Annotated in this window: 29 protein-coding genes; 14 read left to right on the forward strand and 15 right to left on the reverse strand. The window is 64.2% G+C overall.

Going from position 1 to position 23,968, the window contains the following annotated elements; translation table 11 throughout:
- Window position 1 precedes the first annotated feature (1 nt).
- Window positions 2-547: a cytochrome b/b6 domain-containing protein gene (locus CF161_RS11225; RefSeq protein ID WP_020296693.1), complete on the reverse strand. Its 546-nt coding sequence runs from the start codon at window positions 545-547 to the stop codon at window positions 2-4.
- A complete protein-coding gene (locus CF161_RS11230) occupies window positions 547-813 on the reverse strand; it encodes a PepSY domain-containing protein (protein WP_020296694.1) in 267 nt (88 codons plus the stop codon). The genes CF161_RS11225 and CF161_RS11230 overlap by 1 nt, the downstream gene beginning before the upstream one ends.
- A gap of 171 nt (window positions 814-984) precedes the next feature.
- On the opposite strand from CF161_RS11230, the gene CF161_RS11235 reads away from it, so the two are divergent.
- From CF161_RS11235 to CF161_RS11250, 4 genes are all read left to right on the forward strand, one after another.
- Entirely contained in the window at window positions 985-1,647 is a 663-nt protein-coding gene (locus CF161_RS11235; protein WP_020296695.1) for a response regulator, read from the forward strand.
- A complete protein-coding gene (locus CF161_RS11240) occupies window positions 1,644-3,053 on the forward strand; it encodes an ATP-binding protein (RefSeq protein ID WP_020296696.1) in 1,410 nt (469 codons plus the stop codon). The genes CF161_RS11235 and CF161_RS11240 overlap by 4 nt, the downstream gene beginning before the upstream one ends.
- Before the next feature lie 109 nt (window positions 3,054-3,162).
- Window positions 3,163-4,053, forward strand: coding sequence for a bestrophin family protein (locus tag CF161_RS11245; protein ID WP_020296697.1), 891 nt, complete (start codon window positions 3,163-3,165; stop codon window positions 4,051-4,053).
- 104 nt (window positions 4,054-4,157) lie between these two features.
- A complete protein-coding gene (locus CF161_RS11250; RefSeq protein WP_020296698.1) occupies window positions 4,158-4,700 on the forward strand; it encodes a hypothetical protein in 543 nt (180 codons plus the stop codon).
- Between the two features lie 52 nt (window positions 4,701-4,752).
- Here CF161_RS11250 and CF161_RS32810 read toward each other — a convergent pair whose 3' ends face one another.
- The 11 genes from CF161_RS32810 to CF161_RS11300 form a co-directional block, all read right to left on the reverse strand.
- Complete coding sequence (locus tag CF161_RS32810; RefSeq protein ID WP_156882678.1) at window positions 4,753-4,941, reverse strand: hypothetical protein; 189 nt, start codon at window positions 4,939-4,941, stop codon at window positions 4,753-4,755.
- Window positions 4,942-5,423: 482 nt separating this feature from the next.
- Window positions 5,424-6,614, reverse strand: coding sequence for a benzoate/H(+) symporter BenE family transporter (locus CF161_RS11255; RefSeq protein ID WP_020296699.1), 1,191 nt, complete (start codon window positions 6,612-6,614; stop codon window positions 5,424-5,426).
- Between the two features lie 53 nt (window positions 6,615-6,667).
- Window positions 6,668-8,005: an aromatic acid/H+ symport family MFS transporter gene (locus CF161_RS11260; protein ID WP_020296700.1), complete on the reverse strand. Its 1,338-nt coding sequence runs from the start codon at window positions 8,003-8,005 to the stop codon at window positions 6,668-6,670.
- A gap of 58 nt (window positions 8,006-8,063) precedes the next feature.
- Window positions 8,064-8,837, reverse strand: a complete 774-nt coding sequence (locus tag CF161_RS11265) for a 1,6-dihydroxycyclohexa-2,4-diene-1-carboxylate dehydrogenase (RefSeq protein ID WP_020296701.1) — start codon at window positions 8,835-8,837, stop codon at window positions 8,064-8,066.
- Window positions 8,838-8,904: 67 nt separating this feature from the next.
- Window positions 8,905-9,918: a benzoate 1,2-dioxygenase electron transfer component BenC gene (benC, locus tag CF161_RS11270; RefSeq protein WP_020296702.1), complete on the reverse strand. Its 1,014-nt coding sequence runs from the start codon at window positions 9,916-9,918 to the stop codon at window positions 8,905-8,907.
- 10 nt (window positions 9,919-9,928) lie between these two features.
- On the reverse strand, window positions 9,929-10,417 hold the full coding sequence (gene benB / locus CF161_RS11275; protein ID WP_020296703.1) for a benzoate 1,2-dioxygenase small subunit: 489 nt from the start codon (window positions 10,415-10,417) through the stop codon (window positions 9,929-9,931).
- A complete protein-coding gene (gene benA / locus CF161_RS11280; RefSeq protein WP_020296704.1) occupies window positions 10,414-11,778 on the reverse strand; it encodes a benzoate 1,2-dioxygenase large subunit in 1,365 nt (454 codons plus the stop codon). The genes benB and benA overlap by 4 nt, the downstream gene beginning before the upstream one ends.
- Window positions 11,779-11,961: 183 nt before the next feature.
- Complete coding sequence (locus CF161_RS11285) at window positions 11,962-12,918, reverse strand: AraC family transcriptional regulator (RefSeq protein WP_020296705.1); 957 nt, start codon at window positions 12,916-12,918, stop codon at window positions 11,962-11,964.
- Between the two features lie 141 nt (window positions 12,919-13,059).
- On the reverse strand, window positions 13,060-13,989 hold the full coding sequence (gene catA / locus CF161_RS11290) for a catechol 1,2-dioxygenase (protein WP_020296706.1): 930 nt from the start codon (window positions 13,987-13,989) through the stop codon (window positions 13,060-13,062).
- Between the two features lie 52 nt (window positions 13,990-14,041).
- Window positions 14,042-14,332, reverse strand: a complete 291-nt coding sequence (catC, locus tag CF161_RS11295) for a muconolactone Delta-isomerase (RefSeq protein WP_020296707.1) — start codon at window positions 14,330-14,332, stop codon at window positions 14,042-14,044.
- A 10-nt stretch (window positions 14,333-14,342) separates the two neighbouring features.
- On the reverse strand, window positions 14,343-15,488 hold the full coding sequence (locus CF161_RS11300; protein WP_177326770.1) for a muconate cycloisomerase family protein: 1,146 nt from the start codon (window positions 15,486-15,488) through the stop codon (window positions 14,343-14,345).
- A gap of 124 nt (window positions 15,489-15,612) precedes the next feature.
- Between CF161_RS11300 and CF161_RS11305 the strand changes: the two genes are divergently transcribed.
- The gene (locus tag CF161_RS11305; RefSeq protein ID WP_020296709.1) at window positions 15,613-16,500 is read left to right on the forward strand and encodes a LysR family transcriptional regulator; all 888 of its coding nucleotides are present in this window, start codon (window positions 15,613-15,615) and stop codon (window positions 16,498-16,500) included.
- Window positions 16,501-16,635: 135 nt separating this feature from the next.
- Window positions 16,636-17,898 carry an OprD family porin gene (locus tag CF161_RS11310; RefSeq protein ID WP_043229182.1) on the forward strand — a complete coding sequence of 421 codons (1,263 nt, stop codon included), beginning with the start codon at window positions 16,636-16,638 and terminating at the stop codon, window positions 17,896-17,898.
- A 66-nt stretch (window positions 17,899-17,964) separates the two neighbouring features.
- Here CF161_RS11310 and CF161_RS11315 read toward each other — a convergent pair whose 3' ends face one another.
- Entirely contained in the window at window positions 17,965-18,714 is a 750-nt protein-coding gene (locus tag CF161_RS11315) for an outer membrane beta-barrel protein (RefSeq protein WP_020296711.1), read from the reverse strand.
- Window positions 18,715-18,909: 195 nt separating this feature from the next.
- Between CF161_RS11315 and CF161_RS11320 the strand changes: the two genes are divergently transcribed.
- From CF161_RS11320 to CF161_RS11330, 3 genes are all read left to right on the forward strand, one after another.
- Window positions 18,910-19,410: an RDD family protein gene (locus tag CF161_RS11320; RefSeq protein ID WP_084471710.1), complete on the forward strand. Its 501-nt coding sequence runs from the start codon at window positions 18,910-18,912 to the stop codon at window positions 19,408-19,410.
- A gap of 36 nt (window positions 19,411-19,446) precedes the next feature.
- Window positions 19,447-19,782, forward strand: a complete 336-nt coding sequence (locus CF161_RS11325; RefSeq protein ID WP_020296713.1) for a DUF6388 family protein — start codon at window positions 19,447-19,449, stop codon at window positions 19,780-19,782.
- Window positions 19,783-19,895: 113 nt separating this feature from the next.
- Window positions 19,896-20,600, forward strand: a complete 705-nt coding sequence (locus CF161_RS11330; RefSeq protein WP_020296714.1) for a YoaK family protein — start codon at window positions 19,896-19,898, stop codon at window positions 20,598-20,600.
- Between the two features lie 26 nt (window positions 20,601-20,626).
- On the opposite strand, the gene CF161_RS11335 is transcribed toward CF161_RS11330, so the two are convergent.
- Entirely contained in the window at window positions 20,627-21,376 is a 750-nt protein-coding gene (locus CF161_RS11335) for an SDR family oxidoreductase (RefSeq protein ID WP_020296715.1), read from the reverse strand.
- Window positions 21,377-21,565: 189 nt separating this feature from the next.
- Here CF161_RS11335 and tusD point away from each other — a divergent pair, with 189 nt between their 5' ends.
- From tusD to CF161_RS11360, 5 genes are read left to right on the forward strand one after another with little or no spacing between them, the layout of a single operon-like run.
- On the forward strand, window positions 21,566-21,958 hold the full coding sequence (tusD, locus tag CF161_RS11340) for a sulfurtransferase complex subunit TusD (RefSeq protein WP_020296716.1): 393 nt from the start codon (window positions 21,566-21,568) through the stop codon (window positions 21,956-21,958).
- 1 nt (window position 21,959) lies between these two features.
- Entirely contained in the window at window positions 21,960-22,322 is a 363-nt protein-coding gene (tusC, locus tag CF161_RS11345; RefSeq protein ID WP_020296717.1) for a sulfurtransferase complex subunit TusC, read from the forward strand.
- Window positions 22,322-22,621, forward strand: a complete 300-nt coding sequence (gene tusB / locus CF161_RS11350) for a sulfurtransferase complex subunit TusB (RefSeq protein WP_020296718.1) — start codon at window positions 22,322-22,324, stop codon at window positions 22,619-22,621. Before tusC ends, tusB begins: the two co-directional genes overlap by 1 nt.
- The gene (locus CF161_RS11355) at window positions 22,618-22,953 is read left to right on the forward strand and encodes a TusE/DsrC/DsvC family sulfur relay protein (protein WP_020296719.1); all 336 of its coding nucleotides are present in this window, start codon (window positions 22,618-22,620) and stop codon (window positions 22,951-22,953) included. The genes tusB and CF161_RS11355 overlap by 4 nt, the downstream gene beginning before the upstream one ends.
- Window positions 22,950-23,951 carry a glycosyl transferase family protein gene (locus CF161_RS11360; protein WP_020296720.1) on the forward strand — a complete coding sequence of 334 codons (1,002 nt, stop codon included), beginning with the start codon at window positions 22,950-22,952 and terminating at the stop codon, window positions 23,949-23,951. Before CF161_RS11355 ends, CF161_RS11360 begins: the two co-directional genes overlap by 4 nt.
- Window positions 23,952-23,968: the final 17 nt, after the last annotated feature.

Here is a 23,968-nt window from a genome sequence, read left to right on the forward strand (position 1 = left end):
GTCAGGGCGCGGCGTCATCCGGCAGGCGTCGACGGCGACCGGTGAGCATCGACAACGGCAGGTTGTCGCGCACCTGGAAGCTCTCGTACAACGCGGCGCAGACATGCACGCCCACCAGGCCCAGCAGCACATTGGCCGTGGTTTCATGCACCAGCAGCGGCCAGTCGGCGCCCCACAGGGCATCCACCTCCTCCATGGCCCAGCCGCTGAGGCCGATGATCAGCAACGCCAGCAGCATCAGCAGCATCACCAGCGCGCCCAGGGGCGAATGGCCCAGGCGGTGGGCCGCACGCCGCTCCAGCAGCGAGCGCAAGTGCGCCTTGAGCCGGCCCGGCGTCGGCCAGAAGTCTGCCCAGCGCGCGCTGCGCGGGCCGATGAATCCCCACACCGTGCGCACCAGCAACCAGGCCATGGCGTAGTAGCCGAGCCAGATGTGCCAGTCGTCACCGGCTTCACTGAAGAAGTAGTTGCCGACGAAGACCCCGGCGATGGACAGGTGAAACAGCCTGACCACGGGGTCCCAGAGGCGCAGGGACTCGGCTGGCATCAGCCCTTGATCTCGGTCTTGACCGCTTTGCCGGTCACCGGATCGTGGTAGATCTCGACCTTGCGCTTGTCTTTGTCAAAGCCGTAGATCTCGTAGCAGTTGCCGTCGGTGACCTTGAACTTGCTGATCTCGTAACCCTGGGCCTTGAGCTGTTCCTGGAAGGCCTTCTGGTCCTGCCATTGCGAGCGCTCGGCGGTGGTGCATTGCGGGCCGGCAACGGCCAGGGGGCTGGCGATGATCAGGGACAACAGGAGAATTTTACGCATGGGAACGCTCTCGTCTGATGAGGGAGAGCGCACTGTGCAAAACCAAGCTTAGGGCAACCTTAGTTGGCAACGAGCCGTTACATCTTTCCCGACACAAGGCACTGCCGGAGCGCCACGCCTGGCGTCATCATGCCGCCGTTCCAGCGCCTGCTTCCCTACCGAGACCCCACCATGCGCCTGCTCCTTGTCGAAGATGATCGTGCCCTGGGCCAGGGTATTCGCGTGGCCTTGAGCGCCGAGGGCTACACCCTGGACTGGCTGCAGGACGGCCTCGGCGCCCTGCATGCCCTGCGCAGCGAGAGCTTCGACCTGTTGCTGCTGGACCTGGGCCTGCCGCGCCTCGACGGCCTGCAATTGCTGCAACAACTGCGCGCCGAGCAGCACGACCTGCCGGTGCTGATCCTCACGGCCCGCGACGGCACCGCCGAGCGCATTGCCGGGCTGGACGCCGGGGCCGACGACTACCTGGTCAAGCCGTTCGATGTCGAGGAATTCAAGGCCCGGGTCCGCGCCCTGTTGCGCCGCAGCCAGGGCCGGGCGCAGCCGCTGCTGGAGCACGCCGGGGTCAGTCTCGACCCGGCCACGCAGCAGGTCAGCTACCAGGGCCAGGACATCGTGGTCACGCCCATGGAGTACCAACTGCTGCACCAACTGATGGTGCGCCCGGGCAAGGTGGTGACCCGCGAACGCCTGTCGCGGGCGCTGTACGGCTGGCAGGACCGGGTCGAGAGCAACACCCTGGAAGTGCTGATCCACAACCTGCGCAAAAAGCTCTGCGCCGAGCTGATCCGCACCGTGCGCGGCGTGGGTTACGTGCTGGAGCTCAAGCCATGAACTCGGTACGTGCGCGGATTCTGCTGCCGGTGCTGCTCCTGGTGCTGCTGGGGGATGTGCTGATCAGCTGGCTGGTGCTGCGCGACAGCCACCATGAAATCGAAGAGGTGTACGACGCCCAACTGGCGCAGAGCGCGCGCCTGCTGCAAGGCGTATTGCGCCAGCGCGACCCCGGCGAGGCGGACTGGGACCGGCTGTACCAGGCCTTCGACCAGGCCATGAGCCGGGTCGGCGAAGACGGGGTGGCCCACCCCTACGAAACCCGCCTGACGTTCCAGGTCTGGCGCAGCGACGGCCAGTTGCTGGTGCGCTCCGCCGAAGCCCCGGAGCTCAAGGCACCGCCCACCACCCTGGGCTCCCACGACATCGACGACAACGGCAACGGCAACGAATGGTGCGCCTTCCTCCTGGCCGACGACCAGCAGGGACTGCTGATCTGGGTCGGCGAACGCGACGACATTCGCCAGGACCTGATCCAGCGCATCATGCGCCACACCCTGTCGCCGACCCTGATCGGCGTGCCACTGCTGGCGCTGCTGATCTGGCTCAGCATCGGCTGGGGCCTGAAACCCCTGCGGGCCATGGCCCAGGCCATACGCGGGCGCAACACCGCAACCCTGCAACCCTTGCAGCTCAAGCCCCTGCCCCGGGACCTGGAGCCCATGCACACCGCACTCAACCAGTTGCTGGCGCAGATCGACACCCTGCTCGAACGCGAGCGGCGCTTTATCGCCGATGCCGCCCACGAACTGCGCACGCCCCTGGCGATTCTGCGGATCCACGCGCAAAACGCGCAGAGCGCCGGCACCCCGCAACAGCGGCGCGAGGCCCTGGACTTTCTGGTCAGCGGGGTCGATCGCGCGACCCGCATCGGCAGCCAGTTGCTGACCATGGCGCGGATCGAGCCGCAGTTGAACAACCCCACCCGCAGCACCGTGCAGCTCACCGCCCTGGTCCGCGAAGAGCTGGCGGAGCTGACGCCCCTGGCCCTGGAAAAGGACGTCGAACTGGTGCTGGACGGCGACGAGACATGCCAGGTCGACACCGACCCGGTGGCCCTGGCCATTGCCCTGCAGAACCTGGTGACCAATGCCCTGAACTTCTCGCCGCCTGGCAGCGAAGTCTGGGTCCGGGTGCAACCCCAGGCGTCGGGGGCGATCCACCTCAGCGTCGAGGATTCGGGCCCCGGCATCGACGAACAGGACCGGGCGCGGCTGCTGGAGCGCTTCTACAGCCAGGGCAATGCCAACGGCGCAGGCCTGGGGCTGGCGATCGTCAACATGATCGCGGGCAAGATCGGCAGCCAGCTGGAGCTGCACAACCGCGCCGAGGGTGGCCTGTGTGCGCGGCTGCTGTTGACGGCCAGCCCCCAGGCCGTGGTGCGTGCAGCGCCGCAGCCGGCCTGAAACGATTCAGGCCTGGGGATCATTGATTGCGGCGGCCGGCGAACCTTTCCCCGGCAACCGGCGTCCGAGCTAGGGCATTGATGTTTACCGCCCGTTGCGAGGTTCCCGTTTGAAAGCTGCCATCGTCAAAAAATACCGCCTGATCATCAAGACCCTGGGCTACGTGGGCTGGGCCCTGTTCTGGCTGCTGATCTGGGATGTGGCGGTCACCGTGGACTTCATGCTGTTTCTCAACAGCAAGATCAACCTGCCGCTGATGCCCCTGACCCTGCTCGGCTCGGCGCTGGTGGTGCTGATCAGTTTTCGCAACAGCAGCGCCTATAACCGCTGGTGGGAAGCGCGGACGCTGTGGGGGGCGATGGTCAACAATTCCCGCAGCTTCGCCCGGCAAGTGCTGACCCTGCTGGATGACCCGGGAAGCGACGTGAACCCGGTGAAATCCACCCTGCTGCGCCGCCACGTGGCCTATGTGAATTGCCTGGCGGCGCACCTCAAGGGCCAGCCGTGCCCGGATGAAGTGCGGGCGTTCATTCCCACCGAGGAATTTGCCCGCAGCGGCGCCACCAACAACTTTGCCAATGACATTCTCAATGGCTCGGCGGCGCTGCTGGCCAAGGAGTACAAGGCCGGGCGCTTGGACAGTATTCGCCTGGCGCGCCTGGAAACCACCCTAGTCGAGCTGTCCAACAGCCAGGGCGGCATGGAGCGGATCGCCAACACGCCGCTGCCCTACCCCTATGTGTATTTTCCACGGCTGTTTATTTCGCTGTTCTGCCTGATCGTGCCGGTGGGCCTGGTGGAGTCCCTGGGCTGGTACACCCCGCTGGCCTCGACCGTGGTCGGCTTTATGCTGCTGGCCATCGAACGCATCGGCACCGACCTGCAAAGCCCGTTTCGGGCCAGCGAACATCAGATCCAGATGGAAACCATCTGCGAAACCATCGAGCGCAACCTGCAATCGATGCAGCGCGACGCCCTGGGTGGCGATCGGATCGGCTGATGCCTGCCCCTGGCCGCGGCGCTCAGGTAGCATGGCGCCCGCTGCCGCTTGCGGCATTAGACATCAGCCCCCTTAACATTTATTTCGCTGCACAGGAGCCTTGCATGGCCATTCCGGATCGGCTGCAACCGCGACGCCCAAACACCGAGCAACGGGCCGCGATGAACGCCCTGCTCCAAGCCCTGGATAACCTGATGGAGCAACACCGCGATGAAGACGACCCCGGCATCATTGCGCTGATCGAACAGTGGAACAGCGTCGCCAGCCGACCTTTCGAATTCCACGAGTTTCGCGACTTCTACAGTTACACCAGCGAGGATGACTTTATCCGCTCGGCGTTTCACCAGAACAAATACGTGGAGGATTTGAGCTTCGACGAGGCCTGCGCCCTGGCGGCGTTTGTCTGCACCAGCGGCGGCGATGATTCGGATGTGAATTACGCCCTGCAGCTGCTGGAAACCAACTTTGACAATGCCAATGCCTCGGACCTGATCTTCTGGCCGGACGACTGGTTCAAGGACCCGGAGTTGTCACAGATCGAAATGACGCCCCGGGAGATTGTCGGGTACCTGATGGAGAAATCCGGACGGCGCCTGGCCGATGCGCCAGTGGTGGCCTTGCCCCTTGCCGTGCCCAAGGACGTTTGACACGGAAACATGAAAATGGCGGCCTCACGGCCGCCATCCCGGGTTTCAGCACTCAGCGGCGATCACCGCCACCGGGGCCGCCACGGCCACCACCGTCATACCCCCCAGGGCCACCGCCGTGGCCGCCACCATGACCACCGCCTCCGCCACCGCCGCCCGGCGGGAAGAACATCCAGCAGCCGGACAAAGACGACAACAACGCAATCAGCGCCGCCGCCTGGGTCATTCGCTTAACCATCATGGGCTCACTCTCATCATCGAAAAGAAAGAAACGTTTCTGGCATTTCAGACAGCAGAGTTAGCGGTTTGAGCACGGTTTATAGGTAAAGATTGGGTAAGTGTTGTATCGGAAATGATTCATTTTCTGCGAGCTGTGAGCGCTGCCGCCAGCCTGCGCTGGCCGCAATGGACGCCGTGCACCTGCGGTCTGGCGCCAGCGCTTTCCAGGCAGCACAGCGCAGCGAAGGGCGTCTCAGGGCTTTCGCAAATTGCGACAGGCGGCGGGCTGGGGGTTTGCATCAATCCGGACATAGGCCTTGAAAAACCAACGCCTCGGCCATCTGCCATCAGCTGGCACAGGGCTTGCTGCGGGGCTCACCCTCCCCCCGCCTGCGAGTGCCGCTGTATGTTCCAGCGCCTGACCATCCGCCTGACAGTTGTCCTGCTCAACGGCTTGGCGACGCAGCAGATGGGCCTGGTGAATCAGTTTCGGGCCGGAGCCGGCTACGTGCCGGCCGGGACCGCACGCGGCCGGCGCAGGGTCAGCACGGCGTGGGCCACCAGGCCGAAGATCAGGCCCCAAAACGCCGCCGACAAGCCGAACAAGGACATGCCCGAGGCGGTGACCAGGAAGGTGATCAGCGCCGCCTCGCGGTCCCTGGGCACCGCCATCGCTCCGCTCAGCGCGCCACCAATGGCGGCGAACAGCGCCAGGCCGGCCAGGGCCGCGATCAACGCCCGGGGGAAGGCGCTGAACAGCGACACCAGGGTCGCGCCGAACACCCCCAGCAGCAGATAGAAGACCCCGCCCATGACCCCGGCCATATAGCGCTTGTCCGGGTCTTCATGGGATTCGCGGCCGGTGCAGATGGCGGCAGTGATCGCCGCCAGGGTCAGGCCGTGGCAACCGAACGGCGCCAGCAACAGGCTGGCCAGGCCACTGCTGGCGATGATCGGGCTGGCCGGGGTGGTGTAACCGTCGTTGCGCAGCACGGCGATGCCCGGCACGAACTGCCCGGTCAGCGCCACCACCACCAGCGGCAAGGCCACGTTGAATACGGCGCCCCAGCTGAAGGCCGGGCTGATCCAATGGGGCGTGGCCAGGCCGATGACCAGCGCCGACTGATTGATCTCGCCCGAGCCCAGGGAGATCGCGCAGCCCACCAGCAACACCGCCAGCACCGCATAACGCGGCCATACCCGTTTGAACAGCAGGTAGGTGGCAAACATCGCCCCCACCAGCAGCGGCTTGTCGGCCATCGAGCGGAATAACTGGGTGCCGAAGCTGAACAGGATCCCGGCCAGCATCGCCGCCGAAATCGCCGCCGGCAGGCGGCCGATGATCTTGTCGAAAATGCCGCACAGCCCCACCAGCAAGATCAACGCGCTGGCCACCAGGTAGGCGCCCACCGCTTCATTCAGGCTGATGCCGGGCAACAGGCCCACCAGCAGCGCCGAGCCGGGGGCCGACCAGGCGATGATCACCGGCACCTTGAAGCGCAGGCTGAGGACAATGCCAAGCACACCGCTGCCGATGGAGATCGCCCAGATCCACGACGACAGCACCTCCTGGGGCAGCCCGGCGGCCTTGGCCGCCTGGAACACGATCACCAGCGGCCCGGCATAGGAAATCAGGGTGGCGATAAATCCGGCCACCGTCGCCGACAACGAGAAATCCTTGAGCAGCTTATTCATGCAGGCTCCAACACCTGGGGAAAACAATGCGGGCGCTCCTTCGCCCGCAGGTTCTAGAGCGACGGCGCACCGGCGGCAGCCACTGGCGCGGGCCGGGCCTGACGCGGGTAGACAAAGCACATGGCCAGGGCCGCGACCGCTCCCGGAATCGCAAACGCCATAAAGTTGTAGTGCAACGGCAGCTCGATGGCGACCAGGGCGCCGCCCAGGATCGGCCCGACAATCGCCCCGCTGCGCCCCACTCCCGAGGCCCAGCCCAAACCGGTGGAGCGAATGGCCATGGGGTAGAACTGGGCGACACAGGCATAGGCCAGGATCTGGGTGCCGATAGTGGTGGCTCCGGCGATGGCGATCAAGCCGTACAGCAACCCGGTCGGGCTCTTGAAGCCCAGCAGGCTGATGGACAGCGCGGCCAACACGAAAAACGCCACCAGCACCTTTTGCAGGTTCAGCCGGTCGCCGATCCAGCCACCGCCCACTGCCCCGAAGATCGCGCCGAAGTTCAGCACCAGCAGGAACATCAGGCTCGACCCCAGGCCATAGCCGGCGCTGGCCATCAACTTGGGCAACCAGGAATTGAGCGCGTAGACCATCAGCAGGCAGCAGAAAAACGCCACCCACAGCATCAGCGTGCTCAGCGCCCGGCCATCACGGAAAAGTTGCACCACCGGCGCCCCGGCGGCCTTGAGCGCAGCCTTGCTGAACTCGTCGCCGGCTTGCGGCACAAAGCTCGGCTCGATGCGTTGCAGCACCTGACGCGCTTCGTCCTCACGGCCCTGGCGCAGCATGAACCCTACCGATTCCGGCAAGAACTTGAGGATCAACGGCAGCAACAGCAACGGAATCACCGCCACGTAAAACACCGACTGCCAGCCGAAATTCGGCAACAGCACAATGCCCAGCCCAGCCGACAGCATGCCGCCCACCGAGTAGCCGCTGAACATGATCGCCACCAGGGTGCTGCGGATTTTCTTCGGCGCGTACTCACTCATCAGCGCCACCACATTGGGCATCACCCCGCCAATGCCCAGGCCGGCGATAAAGCGGCAGATGCCGAACTGGGTCGGGGTGCTGGCAAACCCGTTGAGCACGGTGAAGCCGCTGAACAGGATCACGCAGATCGCAATCACCTTCTTGCGCCCGATGCGGTCGGATAACGAGCCGAAAAACAGCGCGCCGAACATCATGCCAAACAGCGCATAGCTGCCCAGGGCCCCGGCCTGCAAGGGGCTCAGGCCCCACTCTTTCATCAGCACCGGCAGCACCACGCCGTAGATCACCAGATCGTAGCCGTCGAAGATGATGATCAGCGCGCACCAGAACAGCACGCGCCAGTGGAAGGCGTTGAAACGCGCCTCGTCGATCAATTGATTGCTGTCTATTTTTCGCATGGCATCTGACTCTTGTTGTTGTTTTTTTAGAAAGCGAAAGTCTGTGCGGCAGTCGGGTTCAGCCCTGGTCACCACCGCCTACCGGCATGACCATGCCAGTGATGTAGGACGCCTCGTCGGAGGCCAGAAACAGGATCGCCGCCGCCTGCTCGTCGATGGTGCCGTAGCGTTTCATCAGGGTGCTGTCGACGGTCTGGTCGACGATTTGCTGGTACCAGATTTTTTCCTCGGCGCTCTGCTCGGCGCTGTTGCGCGGGATGCGCCGCGGCGGCGCTTCGGTGCCGCCCGGGGCCGTGGCATTGACCCGCACTCCGCGGCCGGCGGTTTCAAACGCCAGGCAGGCGGTGAGCGCATTCACCCCGCCCTTGGCCGCGCCATAAGGCACGCGGTTGATGCTGCGGGTGGCGATGGACGAGACGTTGACGATGGCGCCGCTGCCCTGCTCCAGCATGTACGGCAGCGCGGCATGGCAGCACCACAGGGTCGGGAACAGCGAGCGCCGCACCTCGGCCTCGATCTGCGCCGGCTCGTAGTGCTCGAAAGGCTTGGCCCAAATGGTGCCGCCCACGTTGTTGACCAGCACATCGAGGCGCCCGAAGCGCTCGACCGCCGAGGCCATCACCCGCTCGCATTCGCTGTACTGCTCAAGGTCGGCGGTCAGGGCCAGCACCTGATGCTCGGGCGCCAGCTCAGCCTGCAGTTCAAACACCAGCTCGGAGCGGTCCACCAGGATCAGCCGTGCGCCCTCTGCGGCCAGGCGCTCGGCCACGCGGCGGCCGATGCCTTGGGCGGCGCCGGTGACCAGGGCGATTTTTTCGTGAAATCGGTGCATAGCAACCTCCGGTCAATGACGGGCGACGGCGCGGGCCATCCGCCCGCGCCGGTAACGCCCGCGAAGCTCAGGCCGCGCTGGCGGCGAACTTTTCGTAGTAGAAATTCGCCGGGGCGATGCCCTGCTCGCGAATGAACTGGCTCACCGCCTCGACCATCGGCGGCGGGCCGCAGAGGTACACATCCACGTCCCCGCCATTCAGGTGCTGGGGTTCGATGTGCTGGGTCACGTAGCCCTTGAGCGGGTGCCGGCTTTCGGGGTTGGCCACGCAGGCGCTGAAACTGAAGTTGGGGATGCGCGCGGCCAGGGCTTGCAGGCGGTCCAGCTCCACCAGGTCGAAGTCGTTGGTCACGCCGTAGATCAGGTGCAACGGGTGCTCGCTGCCCTGCTCGGCGATTTTCTCCAGCATCGCGGTAAAGGGCGCAAGGCCGGTGCCGCCGGCCAGCAGCAACAGCGGCCGGCGGATGTCCCGCAGGTAGAAGCTGCCCAGGGGGCCGGCCAGGCTCATGCTGTCGCCGGCCAAAGCCCGCCCGGTGAGGAAGCTGCTCATCAGCCCGCCGGGCACGTTGCGAATCAGAAAGCTGACCTCGCCATCGCGCTGCAGGGAGCTGAAGGAATAGGCCCGGCTCTGCTCGCTGCCCGGCACCGCGAGGTTCACGTACTGCCCCGGCAGGAACGCCAGCTTGCTCAAGGCCTCGCCCTTGATCGACAGGGCAATGGTGCTGTCGGACAGCTGGCGCACCGCGCTGATGCTGGCGGTGAAGGTCGCCTGGGCAGCGCGGCACACCTGGGACGACGCCGGCACCCGCACCACGCAATCGCTCAAGGCGCGCATCTGGCAGGTGAGGACAAAACCCTGCTCGGCTTCGTCGGCGGTCAAGGCGTCGTCGATGTAGTCCTCGCCCAGGTCGTAGCGCCCAGCTTCGGCAAAGCATTTGCAGGTGCCGCAGGCGCCGTCGCGGCAATCCAGGGGGATGTTAATGCCTTGCCGATAGGCGGCGTCGGCCACGGTTTCCCCGGCGTTGGCGGCGACGAAGCGGGTCACCCCGTCTTCGAAGTTGAGTGCGATTTGATGAGTCATGGCAGTCGCCTCAGAGGTGGTAGAAATCGACGACCTGACGAACGTAATCGTTCTTCAGGATGACTTTCTTGGCCAGGATCAGCGGGTTTTCGCCGCGCACATCCAGGGTGTAGAAACTGCTGCCGAAGTAGCTGTCCACGGTCTTGTAGCGAAAGCTCAGGGTGTGCCAGTTGAAGCGCACGCGGCACAGGCCGTCGCCCTGCTCCAGCAGCTCGATATTGCTCAGGTTGTGCGAGGTGCGGGTGTCGGGAATGCTCGCGCTGGAGCGCTCGGTCTTGATCCGGAACACGCGGTCTTCGAGGCCGCAGCGGTTGCCGTACCAGATCAGCGAGATTTCCCGCTGCGGGTCTTCGGTGAGTTGGTCGTTGTCGTCCCAGGACGGCATCCAGAAGGTGGCGTCGGCGGCGTAGAGTTCCAGCCAGCTGTCCCAGTCCTTGTCGTCCAGGTAACGGGCTTCGCGATACAGGAAGTCGCGCACGGCCTCATAGGAAATGCTCATGACACGGCCTCCACGGCGATCTTGCGCGACTCGTCGGCTGCCAGGGCGCGGAGCATGGTTTCCTGCCAGTACTTGTGCTGCATCACGAACAGGCCTTCGTCCTCGGTGCGCACGCCGCTGAGGATGGGCTTGAGGTCGATCTCTTGCGCCGCCGCGTCCGGGCCTTCGACCCAGTGCTCGGCGCCGCGGGACATGTCGTTCCAGGCCGTGGTGCTGCCCTGGTAGCCCATCTGGCAGGAGCGGAATTCTTCGAGGTCATCGGGGGTGGCCATGCCGCTGACGTTGAAGAAGTCTTCGTACTGGCGAATCCGGCTGGAGCGGGCGTGGTCGCTTTCGCCCTTGGGCGCGATGCAGTAGATGGTGATTTCGGTGCGGTCCACGGAGATCGGCCGGGCGATGCGGATCTGCGAGCTGAACTGGTCCATGAGGTAGACGTTGGGGTACAGGCACAGGTTGCGCGAGTTCTCGAGCATCCAGTCGGCACGGGCCTGGCCGAAGTCCCGGGCCAGCTCGTCACGGCGCTCGTACAGCGGGCGATCCTCAGGGTTGGACCAGCGGGTCCAGAGCAGCATGTGGCCCTTGTCGAAGGAGTAGAAACCTCCGCCCTGCTTGGCCCAGCTGCCGGCGCTCATGGTGCGGATGTCTTCGCCAGCCTCACGCTGCTTGCGCTGGTTCTGGGTGGCGGCGTAGTTCCAGTGCACCGAGCTGACGTGGTAGCCGTCGGCGCCGTTTTCGGCGGTGAGCTTCCAGTTGCCTTCGTAGATGTAGCTCGAGGAGCCGCGCAGCACCTCCAGGCCGTCGACGGACTGGTCGACGATCATGTCGATGATTTTTGCCGACTCCCCCAGGTGCTCCACCAGCGGCGCGACGTCGGCCTTGAGGCTGCCGAACAGGAAGCCGCGGTAGGACTCGAAGCGCGCGACCTTGGTCAGGTCATGGGAGCCTTCGCAGTTGAAACTCGAGGGGTAACCCGCAGCAGCCGGGTCCTTGACCTTGAGCAGCTTGCCGGAGTTGTTGAAGGTCCAGCCGTGGAACGGGCAGGTGTAGGAGGATTTATTGCCGGTCTTGTGCCGGCAGAGCATGGCGCCGCGATGACTGCAGGCGTTGATAAAGGCGTTGAGCACCCCCTCCTTGTTGCGCGCAATGAAGATCGATTGGCGGCCCATGGTGGTGGTGTAGTAATCGTTGTTGTTGGGGATCTGACTCTCGTGGGCGAGGTACAGCCAGTTGCCTTCGAAGATGTGCTGCATCTCCAGATCGAACAGACGAGGGTCGGTGAACATCTCCCGCTTGCAGCGGTAGACGCCCTGCTCTTTATCTTCTTCAAGCAGGGAGTGAAGGTATTCGGGTCGCAGGGACATGGCCGCCGCCTCCATTGTTTTTATTCAGGCAGGCTCATCCTAGGGCGCGGGGGGGAGACGCAATATCCGCTGACTGCAGACCACTATCCGTTTTGTGCAAATCCGGTAGCCGCTGCCGAGGCACGGGACTGCGCTGGCCGGCATGGGCGCAGCGCTATTCAGGTGAAGGCGTCGCGAGGCGGATCAATGCCGCCGCTTGAGGGTATCGGAAGGCAGTTCGCCGAATTGCTTGCGGTAGTTTTCGGAGAAGCGCCCCAGGTGCAGAAATCCGAAATCCATCGCCAGTTCGGTGACGTTGCGCACGTTGCAGCTGGGGTCGCTGAGGCAGGCGTTGACCCGTTCCAGTTTCTTCTGGCGGATGTAGTGTTTGGGCGTGGTGCGGGCGTTGCGTTCAAACAGGCCGTACAGCGAACGCAGGCTCATCTGCGCCTGCTGCGCCAGTTCTTCGCAGCCGATGTCTTGCTTGAGGTTGTTTTCGATGTAATCGGCAATCAGCTCAAAGGTCGCCGAGGACGAACCCAGCCCTGCGCGCCGGACATTGGTTTTCATCAGGCTGAGCATCTTGCTCACCACGATCTGCGCATAGTGCTCCTGCACCCTGGGCATGCGCTCGGCGGCCTCGGCTTCACGGCAGACCATGCTCAACAGGTGGATGAAGCCCTCCAGCTCATGCAGCTGGTAGCGGTTTTCCAGGAAGCGCACGCCCTGCCCCGGATACAGCCAGCGCTGTTCCTGGCATACCGATTCGAGCAGGCGGGTGGGCATCTTGATGATGAATTTTTCGCAATCGTCGGAATACGTCAGGTCCACCGGGTCATCGGGGTTGATCAGCAGCAACTCCCCGGGGGCGAAGTAGTGTTCCTGGCGATGGCCACGCCACAGGCAATGGCCGCGCAACAGCACTTGCAGGTGGTAGATGGTCTCCAGCGCCGGCGAGGTCACGCGTACGCTGCCGCCGTAGCTGATGCTGCACAGGTCGAGGCTGGCGAACTGGCGGTGATTGAGGCTGGCCTGGGGGCTGCCGGACTTGGGCAGGCGGATGCAATGGTTGCCTACGTGCTGGTTCACATAGCCGGATACCGCATAGGGATCGGCGTGTACAAACACCCTACTGCGCTCACTCAACAGATGCGTTTCCATAACCCGGTCACTCTGATTGTTATTATCGGACGGTGATCGATCGCCACCGCTGGCCCATCACGCAACGCTCGCCACAATGCCAAAAACCACGGGACAGCCGCTAGGTCATCCCGTGGTTTGGAAACATCAGCACACCCTTTATCAGTCTTCCAGGGCGCGTACTCGCTCCATGCGTTGCTGCTCGTCCGGCTGGGCCGAGGACTGCAGGGTGAAGTCGAACTCGATTTCGGCAAAGCGCCCGCTGACGCCCAGGGCCTTGGCCCGCGCCTGGTCTTCGCTGAAGGTGATCGAGGCGATCAGTTCGTCGCGAGTGGCGTAGGCGAAATCGTCGTGCAGGTATTCATCGCCGTCCAGGTTGATCTGGGTGGTCAGATGGCGATGGTCGTCGGCCGAGATAAAGAAGTGGATATGCGCCGGACGCTGGCCATGGCGGCCCAGTTGGTCGAGCAGTTGCTGGGTTGGACCGTCCGGCGGGCAACCGTAGCCCGACGGCACGATGCTGCGGAAGCGATAGCGGCCTTCGGCGTCGGTGACGATGCGCCGGCGCAGGTTGAAATCCGACTGGCTGTCATCGAAGTACGAATAAGTGCCGCCGGTGTTGGCATGCCAGACGTCGACAATGGCGCCGGCCAGCGGTTCGCCAGCGGTGTTCTTGACCTGGCCGCGCATGAACAGCACCACGCCCGGGTCAACGCCGTCATCAAGCCGCGCCTCGCCCTGGGTCAGGGGCGCGCCGGCCACATACAGCGGGCCTTCGATGGTGCGCGGGGTGCCACCGCTTTTGCCGGCCTGTTCGTCGGCGGCGTCCATCAGCAGGTCCAGGTAGTGTTCCAGGCCCAGGCCGGCGGCCAGCAGCCCGGCTTCCTGGCGTGCGCCCAGGACGTTGAGGTAGTTGACGGCCTTCCAGAACTCTTCCGGGGTCACGTCCAGGTCTTCGATGATGTTCACCGAGTCGCGCAGGATCCGGTAGATCAGCGCCTTGGCCCGTGGGTTGCCGCCTTCGGTGAACTGGCCGCTGGCTTCTTCAAGAAACTTCTGGGCATCGGCAGTGTGGGAAATTCTGACGTTCATGATTGTTCCTCATCTTGTATTTATTAGAGTGGTTCTCAGACTGACCAGCGCCTCAGCGATCGTCCTCACGGATGGACGAAGGATGCCTGCACATGGCGTTGACTTCGATAGCCATGTACGGATACAGCGGCAGTTGCATCAGTAGGTCGTGCAGTTCCTGCACGCTGTCGACATCGAACACGCTGTAGTTGGCATACAGGCCGGCAATGCGCCACAGGTGGCGCCACTTGCCTTGCTCCTGCAGGCGCTGGGCCAGGGCCTTTTCGTCGGCCTTGAGCTGCGCGGCGCGTTCGGGGTTCATGTCGAGCGGAAGGTTCACGGTCATTTTGACGTGGAATAGCATGGCGCTCTCCTCAGGCAGTATGAAGGGTGGAGGTTTTATCGCGACGGAAGAACGCCAGGCGCTCTTCGTCCAGGCTCAGGCCCAGGCCCGGCGCGTTCGAGACGTGCAGCTGGAAATCGCGGTACACCGGTGGCTCGCTGAGAATGTCTTCGGTCAGCAGCAGCGGGCCGAACAGCTCGGTGTCCCAGCTCAGTTTGCTCAGGGTCAGGAAGGCATGGGCCGAGGCCAGGGTGCCAATCCCGCCTTCAAGCATGGTGCCGCCATACAGGCCGATGCCCGCCGCCTCGGCAATGGCCGCCGTGCGCAGGACCGCACGGGGGCCGCCGTTTTTGGCGATCTTCAGGGCAAACACCGAGGCCGCGCCTTCGCGGGCCAGGTTGAAGGCGTCTTCCACGCATTCGATGGATTCATCGGCCATGATCGGCGCCGGGCTGATGGCGTTGAGGCGGACCATGCCGGAACGGTTGTTGCGCGAGATGGGTTGTTCGATCAGGTCGATGCCGTTTGTGCCGAGGATCCGGCAGGCGCGCACCGCCACCGCTTCATCCCAGGCCTGGTTGACGTCGACCCGCACGCTGGCGCGGTCGCCCAGGGCTTTCTTGATGGCGATCACGTGGGCCAGGTCGCGGTCGACTTCACCGGCGCCGATCTTCAGCTTGAAGATCCGGTGGCGGCGCAGGTCGAGCATTTTTTCCGCTTCGGCGATGTCCTTGGCGGTGTCGCCGCTGGCCAGGGTCCAGGCCACCGGCAAGGCGTCGCGCACCCGGCCACCGAGCAGCTCGCTGACCGGCAGCCCGAGGCGCTTGCCCTGGGCGTCGAGCAAGGCGGTTTCAATACCGGATTTGGCGAAGGTGTTGCCACGGATACTGCGCTCCAGGCGCAGCATGGCGGCGTTGACGTTGCTGCTGTCCTGGCCGACCAGCAACGGGGTGAAGAAGCGGTCGATATTGGTCTTGATGCTGTCCGGGCTTTCGTTGCCGTAGGCCAGGCCGCCGATGGTGGTGGATTCGCCAATACCTTCGATGCCGTCGGCGCAACGCAGGCGGATCAGCACCAGGGTCTGGTTCTGCATGGTGTGCATCGCCAGCTTGTGCGGACGAATAGTCGGCAGATCGACGATGATCGTCTCGATCGATTCAATGACAGAAGAACGCATTTCCATACCCGTCAGGTTCTTGAAGTTATGCAGCCGATTCTGGTACGGCTTTTTCTGGGGTTCCAATATAGAATTGGTCTGGTTCGATACCTTAAAGGTATTCAAGAATTTCCTCGGAGGCGGTATGGAGCTGCGTCATCTGCGTTACTTCCAGGTGCTGGGTCAAACCCTGAACTTCACCAAGGCCGCCGAGCGCCTGCACATCGCCCAGCCGCCGTTGAGCCGGCAGATCCAGCAACTGGAAGAGGAACTGGGGGTGCTGCTGCTCGAACGCGGCCGACCACTGCGGCTGACCGAGGCCGGGCGGTTTTTCTATGAGCACTCCAGCGTGCTGCTCGAACAGCTGGGCAAGGTCTGCGACAACACGCGGCGCATCGGCCTGGGGCAGAAAACCTGGCTCGGCATCGGTTTTGCGCCTTCGACCCTGTACGGCGTCCTGCCGCAACTGATCCGTCGCCTGCGCAGCGACGAGACCCTGGAACTGGAGCTGGGCCTGTCGGAAATGACCACCCTGCAACAGGTCGAAGCCCTCAAGGCCGGGCGCATCGATGTCGGCTTCGGGCGGATCCGCATCGACGACCCGGCCATCGTCCAGCGGGTGCTGACCGAAGACCGGCTAGTGGCCGCCCTGCCCGCCGGGCACCCGTTGCTCGGCCAGCCGGTGAGCCTCAGCCAGTTGGCCGACGAGCCTTTTGTGCTGTACCCCGGCAACCCGCGCCCGAGCTACGCCGACCATGTGATTGCACTGTTCAGCTCCCACGGCCTGACGGTGCGCATTGCCCAATGGACCAACGAATTGCAGACCGCCATCGGCCTGGTCGGTGCCGGGATCGGCATCACCCTGGTGCCGGCCTCGGTCCAGGTGCTGCACCGTGACGACATCGGCTTCAGCCCGCTGCTGGAAAGCAACGCCACCTCGCCGATCATCCTCAGCCGTCGGGTCGCCGATGTCTCGCCGGGGCTTAGCCACTGCTTGCGCATGATCGACGAACTGCGCGCCAGCAAGACCTGAAGCCCCCCGCACCGGGGCCGAACGGCCCTTGCACAAAGCGGATACAGGTCTGCAAAAAGCGGATATTGCCCACCTTCCCCAGCCCCTAGCCTGCGCCGCAGTGAACTGCTTTCAATAACAATAAGAGTAAAAGCAATGAAACCTGCGATGACCCCGACCGTGCTGGTCTCCAGCGCGCTGTGTCTTGGTGCCCCCCTGTCCCTGCTGGCTGACGAGGGCGGCTTTATCAAAGACGCCAGCGCCACCCTGCAAGCCCGCAACTATTTTTTCAGCCGCGACTATTCGGACATTCGCGGCCCGGAAAAGTCCATGGCCCAGGAATGGGCGCAAGGCTTCATCCTCAACTTCAAATCCGGCTATATGCCGGGGCTGGTCGGCGTCGGGGTCGATGCCATCGGCACCCTGGGGCTGAAGCTGGACAGCGGCGAGGGCCGGGTCAACACCGGGTTGCTGCCGGTGCAGGAGGATGGCGAAGCGGCCGACAGCTACAGCCGCCTGGGCGCGGCGCTGAAACTGCGGCTGGCAAAAACCGAACTGCGGGTCGGCGAATTGCAGCCCAACCTGCCGGTGCTGAGCTTCAGTGATATCCGCCTGCTGCCGCCGTCCTACCAGGGCGCCAGCCTGACCTCCAACGACATCGACGGCCTGACCCTGCAAGGCGGGCGCCTGCGTTCCACCAGCCTGCGCAACGAAGCCGGGCACAGCGACCTGCAAGCCATGCTGGGCCATGTGCCGCAACGCCAGGTCAGCAGCGACGGCTTCAACTACGCCGGTGCGGACTATGCCTTCAACAGCAAACGCACCACGGTCAGTGCCTGGTACGGCCAGTTGCAGGACATTTATCAGCAGCGCTTTCTCGGCCTCAAGCACAGCCAGCCCGTGGGCGCCTGGGTCCTGGGCGCCAACCTCGGTTACTACGACTCCAGTGAAGAAGGCCGGCAATTGCTGGGCCGGATCGACAACCGCGCGTTCTTTTCCCTGCTCTCGGCCAAGCGCGGCGGGCATACCTTTTACCTGGGGTATCAGGGGATGTACGGCGACAGCTCGTTCCCCCGGGTGTTCGCCAATATCTCGCCACTGGGCAACGAGGTGCCGACCTACGAGTTTGCCTACGCCGACGAGCGCTCGTGGCAGGCGCGCTACGACTATGACTTCGCCGCCATGGGCTGGCCGGGCCTGACCAGCACCGTGCGCTACATCCGCGGTGACAACGTCGACACCGGCAAGGGCTATGAGGGCAAGGATTGGGAACGGGACCTGGACATCGGTTATGTGATCCAGTCAGGCCTGCTGGGCGGGCTGGGGATCAAGCTGCGTAACGTGGCGGCACGTTCCAACTACCGAACCGATATCGATGAAAACCGCCTGCTGCTCAGTTACACCTGGAAACTGCTGTAGCTAGGCGGCCGACACGGGCGGCGTTGCGCACGCCTGTGTCGGCCGCTTTGACAGAAAACGACGGGGTTAGAAGGCGATACCGACCTTGACCCCGTACTCGTCACGCTTGAGCTTGGTGTTGTCGGCCACGTCCGAATCCTGGTCCAGCGTGTATTCGGTGCGGGTGTAGTACACACCGGCCATCACCGGCAGCGAGCCTTTCTGGTTCATCAGCAGGCTGACTTCCGCGTATGGGTTGGTGCGGTCCTTGAGGTCCACGGTGTCGCTGCCGACATCGTCGACCTTGAGCTTGACCTTGCCGTCGAGGGTGCGCCGCGCACCCAGTTCGACGCGCATGGTCATGTCATCGAACTGATGGTTGTAACCGATGGCCGCCTTGGCGAACGGCGACTTGGTGGTGAGCTTGGTGTCGTAGTCGTCGATTTCCGGCTCGTAGCGGGTCCAGCTGTAGCCACCGCCCACCAGCACGTCGACGAAGTTGCGCGCATCCAGCGCGGCACGCCAGCCGAGGTCGAGGTCGGCCTGGCCTTCCTTGAGCTTGTTGTCGTCCTTCTTGCCGAATTTGGCGTCAACCCCGGCCTGGTAGATAAAGCCCGATTCGGCAGTCATTTTATTGCCGAAGTTATAGAACAGGCCGCCCTCCGGCAGGTGATCCTTCTGGCTGTCGCTGCCGCCTTCGAGCTTGAAATCGTTGTAGCTGCCGAGGATCCCGAACGTCGAGATCGGGCCGGTGTCAGGCGCGGCGAACGCGGCGGCTGGCAGGGCCAGGAAGGCCAGGATAGAGCCCTTGAGTGCGGTTCCGAATATGTTTGACATCGCTTTATAAATCTCCCTGTTAGAAGGCAAATGATTCAGGAAACGCTTCGAGTCCGGGGAGAAGCAAAAGGTTCGCACTATTTTGAGGCACCGGTATTTCCATCCAAAGCCGTCGCCCGCCAAAACCTCTGCGACACCCCGCCCTGCGGGGATTACACTGCGCCCGATGTGATGGAAAAAACTTTGGAATCGACCATGGAAGTCTCAAGAACCCAACTGATCCTGCGCCGCGCCGCCGCCTTCCTGCTCGACCAGGTGCTGGCGCTGGCGGTGTATTTACTCCTGTCGCTGAGCCTGCACGGGGTGCTGGCGTTGCAGCCGGTCAGACGGCTCCTCGACCTCGAGCAACAGACGGGGCTGGAGCCCTACCTGCATTCGATGTTGTTCATGCTGACCTGGCCCTTGTACTTCGTGGCCTGGGAGTATTTCTTCAAGGGCCGGACACCCGGCAAGTGCGCCCTGGGCCTGGTGGTGATCAACGCCGCGGGCACGCCACCGACGCTGATCCAGGTCCTGATCAGAGGCGCCACCCGTTATCTGGAGGCCGCTTTCGCCTTTGTCCCGCTGATGGCCTGCGCGGAATCAAGCCGCTGCCAGCGAATAGGCGATATGCTCGCCCGCACCTACGTGATCCCGCACAAAGATCTGCAGCAGATGCGCAATGACATGCCAGAACACCCCATGTCCCGGGCTTGATGCCTGAAGACTGCCCGTTCCCCTCAAGGAGCCCCGATGCCCGCCAATGCCCCGCACCACGAAATAGCCCTGGACAGATTCCTCGCCGCGCGCCCCGAGCTGCGCGAAGCACTGGACAAGCTCAATCCGCTTGAGGCCCAGGTCAAGGGCGAGACGCCCGAGCAGTACCGCGACGAACGCCTGCATGAAGCCTTTGAAGCCGAAGCCGAGCGCCTGGGTCTGTTTGCCTGGGAACTGAGCTTGCAACTGACCGCCGCCAGCGCCGAAGATTTCCAGGCCCAGCGCCTGGAAGTGCACAAGGAGGTGGCCGAGATGGCCGGCATGGACTGGGCCGAATACTGCCAGTTGCATGGCCTGGATAGCCCGAACTGAGAACCTGTTGATGATCTGGCGAGCGATGCTCAGCCCTGTTTAACGCCGCAGGAGCCACGCGCAGCCGGTCGTGCACCGGCTCTGACACCTTCACCGCCCATGAGAGCCTACTGATGCTGCCATCGCCGCCCACACCGCGTACTCACCCAGGCTTGCTCAATACCCGCAAATGGCGCGGGCGGATCGGCCTCGGCCTGGTGGCCAGCCTCTCGGTACTGGCGGGCATGACCGACGCCATCGGCTTTATGGCCACCGGCGACTTCGTGTCCTTCATGAGCGGCAACACCACGCGCCTGGCCGTGGCCATCAGCGACGGCGACATGGGCCTGACCCTGCGCCTGACGCTGTGCATCGCCACCTTTATTGCCGGTAACGCCCTGGGCATCGTCGTCAGTCGCCTGGGCGGGCGCCGCGCCCTGCCCCTGCTGCTGTGCATCGCCACCCTGCTCTGCGCAGCCGCGGCCTGGCCGTTTGCCAATCACCTGCCGGCCCTGCTGGCCGCCATCGTGGCCATGGGCATGCTCAACGCGGCGGTGGAAGAAGTGAACGGCCTGCCCGTGGGCCTGACCTATGTCACCGGCGCCCTGTCGCGCTTCGGCCGGGGCCTGGGACGCTGGATGCTCGGCGAGCGACGCAATGGCTGGCGGGTGCAACTGGTGCCCTGGACCGGGATGCTGGTCGGTGCGGTGATCGGCGCGCTGCTGGAGCATCAAATGGGCATCAAGGCGCTGCTGGTCAGTGGCGGCTTGTCGGCGTTGCTGGCGATCGCCTCGCTGAAGATCCCTCATCGCTGGCAACTGGGCTATATGCCGCGCTGAAAACACGCGGCCTATAGCCCAGGGGCTTAGCTGAACACGCCGCCGTTGTCGGTATCGATGACGATCGACGACAGGCTGATATGCCGCGGCCGGGTCAGGGCGAAAACCACCGCCTCGACCACATCCCGATTGGTGCCCTGCTGGCCCTTGGCCCGCTCTGGCACCTGCGCCCATTGCGGGTCCAGCGGCGAAATATCCTCAAGATACGGCGGGTGCACGCATAGCGAGCGCAGTGGCGTGCCGACCAGCATCTGCCGCAGGCCATCGGCCAGCGCCAGTTGCCCGTGCTTGGCGGCATAGAACGGCAACGACACGCTGTGCAGCGGCGCGTTGGGCAGGCCGCTGATGGAGCCGATGGTGACCACATCCGGGCGGCTGGACGCCTTGAGTGCCGGCAGCAGGCCCTGGGTCAGAAGGAAGGTCCCGGTCAGGGCGGCGTTGATCACCCCACTGACTTCGGCGGCGCTGTGGGGCTGCTCGCTGGCCTCCAGCCACATGGCCCCGTTATTGATCAGGATGTCGATCTGCGGCTGGCGCTGCTCGATGCTGGCCAGGGCCGCACTGACGCTGGCGGTGTCGGCGAGGTCGAGCACCACCTGCTCGGCCGCAAGGCCGCCACGGGCCTCGATAATGGCCCCGACTTCGGCCAGGGCATGGGCGCTGCGCCCGCACAGCACCAGCTTGCACCCCAGGTCCGCCAGGCTGATCGCCAGGGCCGCCCCCAGGCCGCGACCGGCACCGGTGACCACGACCACTGCACCTTTGAGTTCCTGCATCTCGCACTCCTTGTCATCGATTGGTTTTTTCAGCGGGCGAGTTTATCGAGCGCGATCCGGTTTGGGCCGGTCGATGCGTTACCCGGTATGTCGAGGCCTGCCCCGGCCCAGCGCAGCCCGAGAAAACGGGTTTAGCCCATCCCTCGATAAAGCATTATCATTGCGCCAGATTTGCCGACCGAGTCCGTCATGAAGTTCGCCATAGCCCTGTTCTGCGCCGCCCACGAGCCCTCTTCGCGTCGCGCCCTGCTGTTCGCCCAAGCGGCGCTGGCCGGGGGGCACGAGATTGTCCGGCTGTTTTTTTATCAGGATGGGGTGTACAGCGCCTCGAACAACATCGTCACGCCCCAGGATGAGCAGGACCTGCCCCGCCAATGGCGCGAGCTGGTGACCACCCATCAGCTGGATGCCGTGGTGTGCATTGCCGCGGCCCTGCGGCGCGGGGTGCTGAACGCCGAGGAAGCCCAGCGTTATCAGCGCTCGGCGGTCAACCTCGAAGCGCCCTGGGAGTTGTCCGGCCTCGGCCAGTTGCACGATGCGGCGCAAGCTGCCGATCGCCTGATCTGCTTTGGAGGGCCTTGAAATGCCCAAGTCCCTGCTGATTATCAGCCGCCAGGCACCCTGGTCCGGCCCCGGCGCCCGCGAGGCGCTGGATATCGTGCTGGCCGGCGGCGCCTTTGATCTGCCCATCGGCCTGCTGTTCCTGGATGACGGCGTATGGCAACTGGCGCCCCGGCAACACGCCACGACCCTGCAACAGAAGGACCTGAGCGCCAACCTGCAGGCCCTGTCGCTGTTTGGCGTGGACCAAGTGTTTGCCTGTGGTTTCAGCATCGCCGAGCGCGGCCTGGACCCGCAGGACCTGGGCCTGGATGAGGTCCAGTTGCTGGAAACCGCGCAACTGAGTGCGCTTATCGACCGTTACGACCAAGTGATTACCCTCTGATGTCGACCTTGCATGTGTTGTCCCACTCGCCCTTCACCGACACCCGCCTCGACAGCTGCCTGCGCCTGCTGGGTGCGCGGGACGCGCTGCTGCTGTGCGGCGACGCGGTGTACGCCCTGCAACCTGGCAGCGCTCCCTTTGCCCGCTTGCAGGACCGCGCCGAGGCGTTGCAGTTGTTTGTCCTGGCTGAAGATCTGCAAGCCCGTGGCCTCGCCGCACCGGCTTGGGCCACGGCGATCGATTACCCGGCCTTTGTCGACCTGTCGATCCAGCACGCCAAGGTCAACAGCTGGCTATGAATGCGCTCACCGTAGGCACCCGCCGCATCGCCCTGGACAAGGACGGCTACCTGCTCGACCTGGCCGACTGGTCGCCGCAAGTGGCCAGCGCCCTGGCGGCGGTCGAAGGCATTGAGCTGAGCCCCGAGCATTGGGAGATCCTCGAGCTGCTGCGGGATTTCCATGGCCAATTCCAGCTGTCGCCGGCCACCCGCCCGCTGATCAAATACACCGCCCTGAAGCTGGGCCCGGACAAGGGCAACAGCCTGCACCTGAACCGCCTGTTCAACGGCACTCCCGCCAAACTTGCCGCCAAGCTGGCGGGCCTGCCAAAGCCGACCAATTGCTTATGAACGATTCCCCTGCGCTGATCACCGAAACCCCGGCCGAGCATGCATTTGCCCCGTTCGTACGGATCCTGGGCAAAGGCAAGCGCGGCGCCCGCAGCCTGACCGGTGAAGAAGCCCGGGAAGCCATGGGCATGCTGCTCGACGGCAAGGTCGAAGACACCCAACTCGGTGCCTTCCTGATGCTGCTGCGGCACAAAGAGGAAAGCCCAGAAGAACTGGCCGGCTTCACCCTGGCCCTACGGGAGCGCTTGAACGCCCCGGCGATCCGCCTCGATCTGGATTGGCCGACTTACGCCGGCAAAAAACGCCATCTGCCCTGGTACCTGCTGGCGGCCAAATGCCTGGCGCAGAACGGCGTGCGCATCCTGCTGCATGGCGGCGGTGCGCACACTGCCGGGCGCCTGTATACCGAACAACTGCTGGAGCCCCTGGGCATTCCCCTGTGCCATGACTGGCAAACGGTGAGCCAGGCCCTGGACCAGGGCAACCTGGCCTTTATCCCGCTGGGTGCCTGGGCACCGCAGCTACAGCGGATGATCGACCTGCGCAACATCCTCGGCCTGCGCTCGCCGATCCACTCCCTGGCGCGCATCCTCAACCCGCTGGGCGCACGTTGCGGCCTGCAAAGCATCTTCCACCCCGGCTACCAGGGCGTGCACCGCGATGCCAGCGGCCTGCTGGGGGATAACGTGATTGTGATCAAGGGCGACGGCGGCGAAATCGAGGTTAACCCCGACAGCCCCTGCCACCTTTACGGCACCACCGGCGGCGTCAGTTGGGATGAAGAATGGCCGGCACTCTCGGCCCAGCGCCATGTAAAGCCCGCCAGCCTCGATCCGCAGCAGTTGCTCGCGGTGTGGCGTGGCGAGGTGGTCGACAGCTACCCGCAACTGGCCCTGATCGCCACCATGGCCCTGGCCCTGCGCGGCCTGGGCACACCGCGCGAGCAAGCCTTCGAGCAGGCGCAGCGGTTCTGGGATGCGCGAAACAAATCGATTTAATCGATCATAAACCCGCA

The sequence above is a fragment of the Pseudomonas sp. CF161 genome (genome assembly GCF_000416215.1).
Lineage (GTDB): Bacteria > Pseudomonadota > Gammaproteobacteria > Pseudomonadales > Pseudomonadaceae > Aquipseudomonas.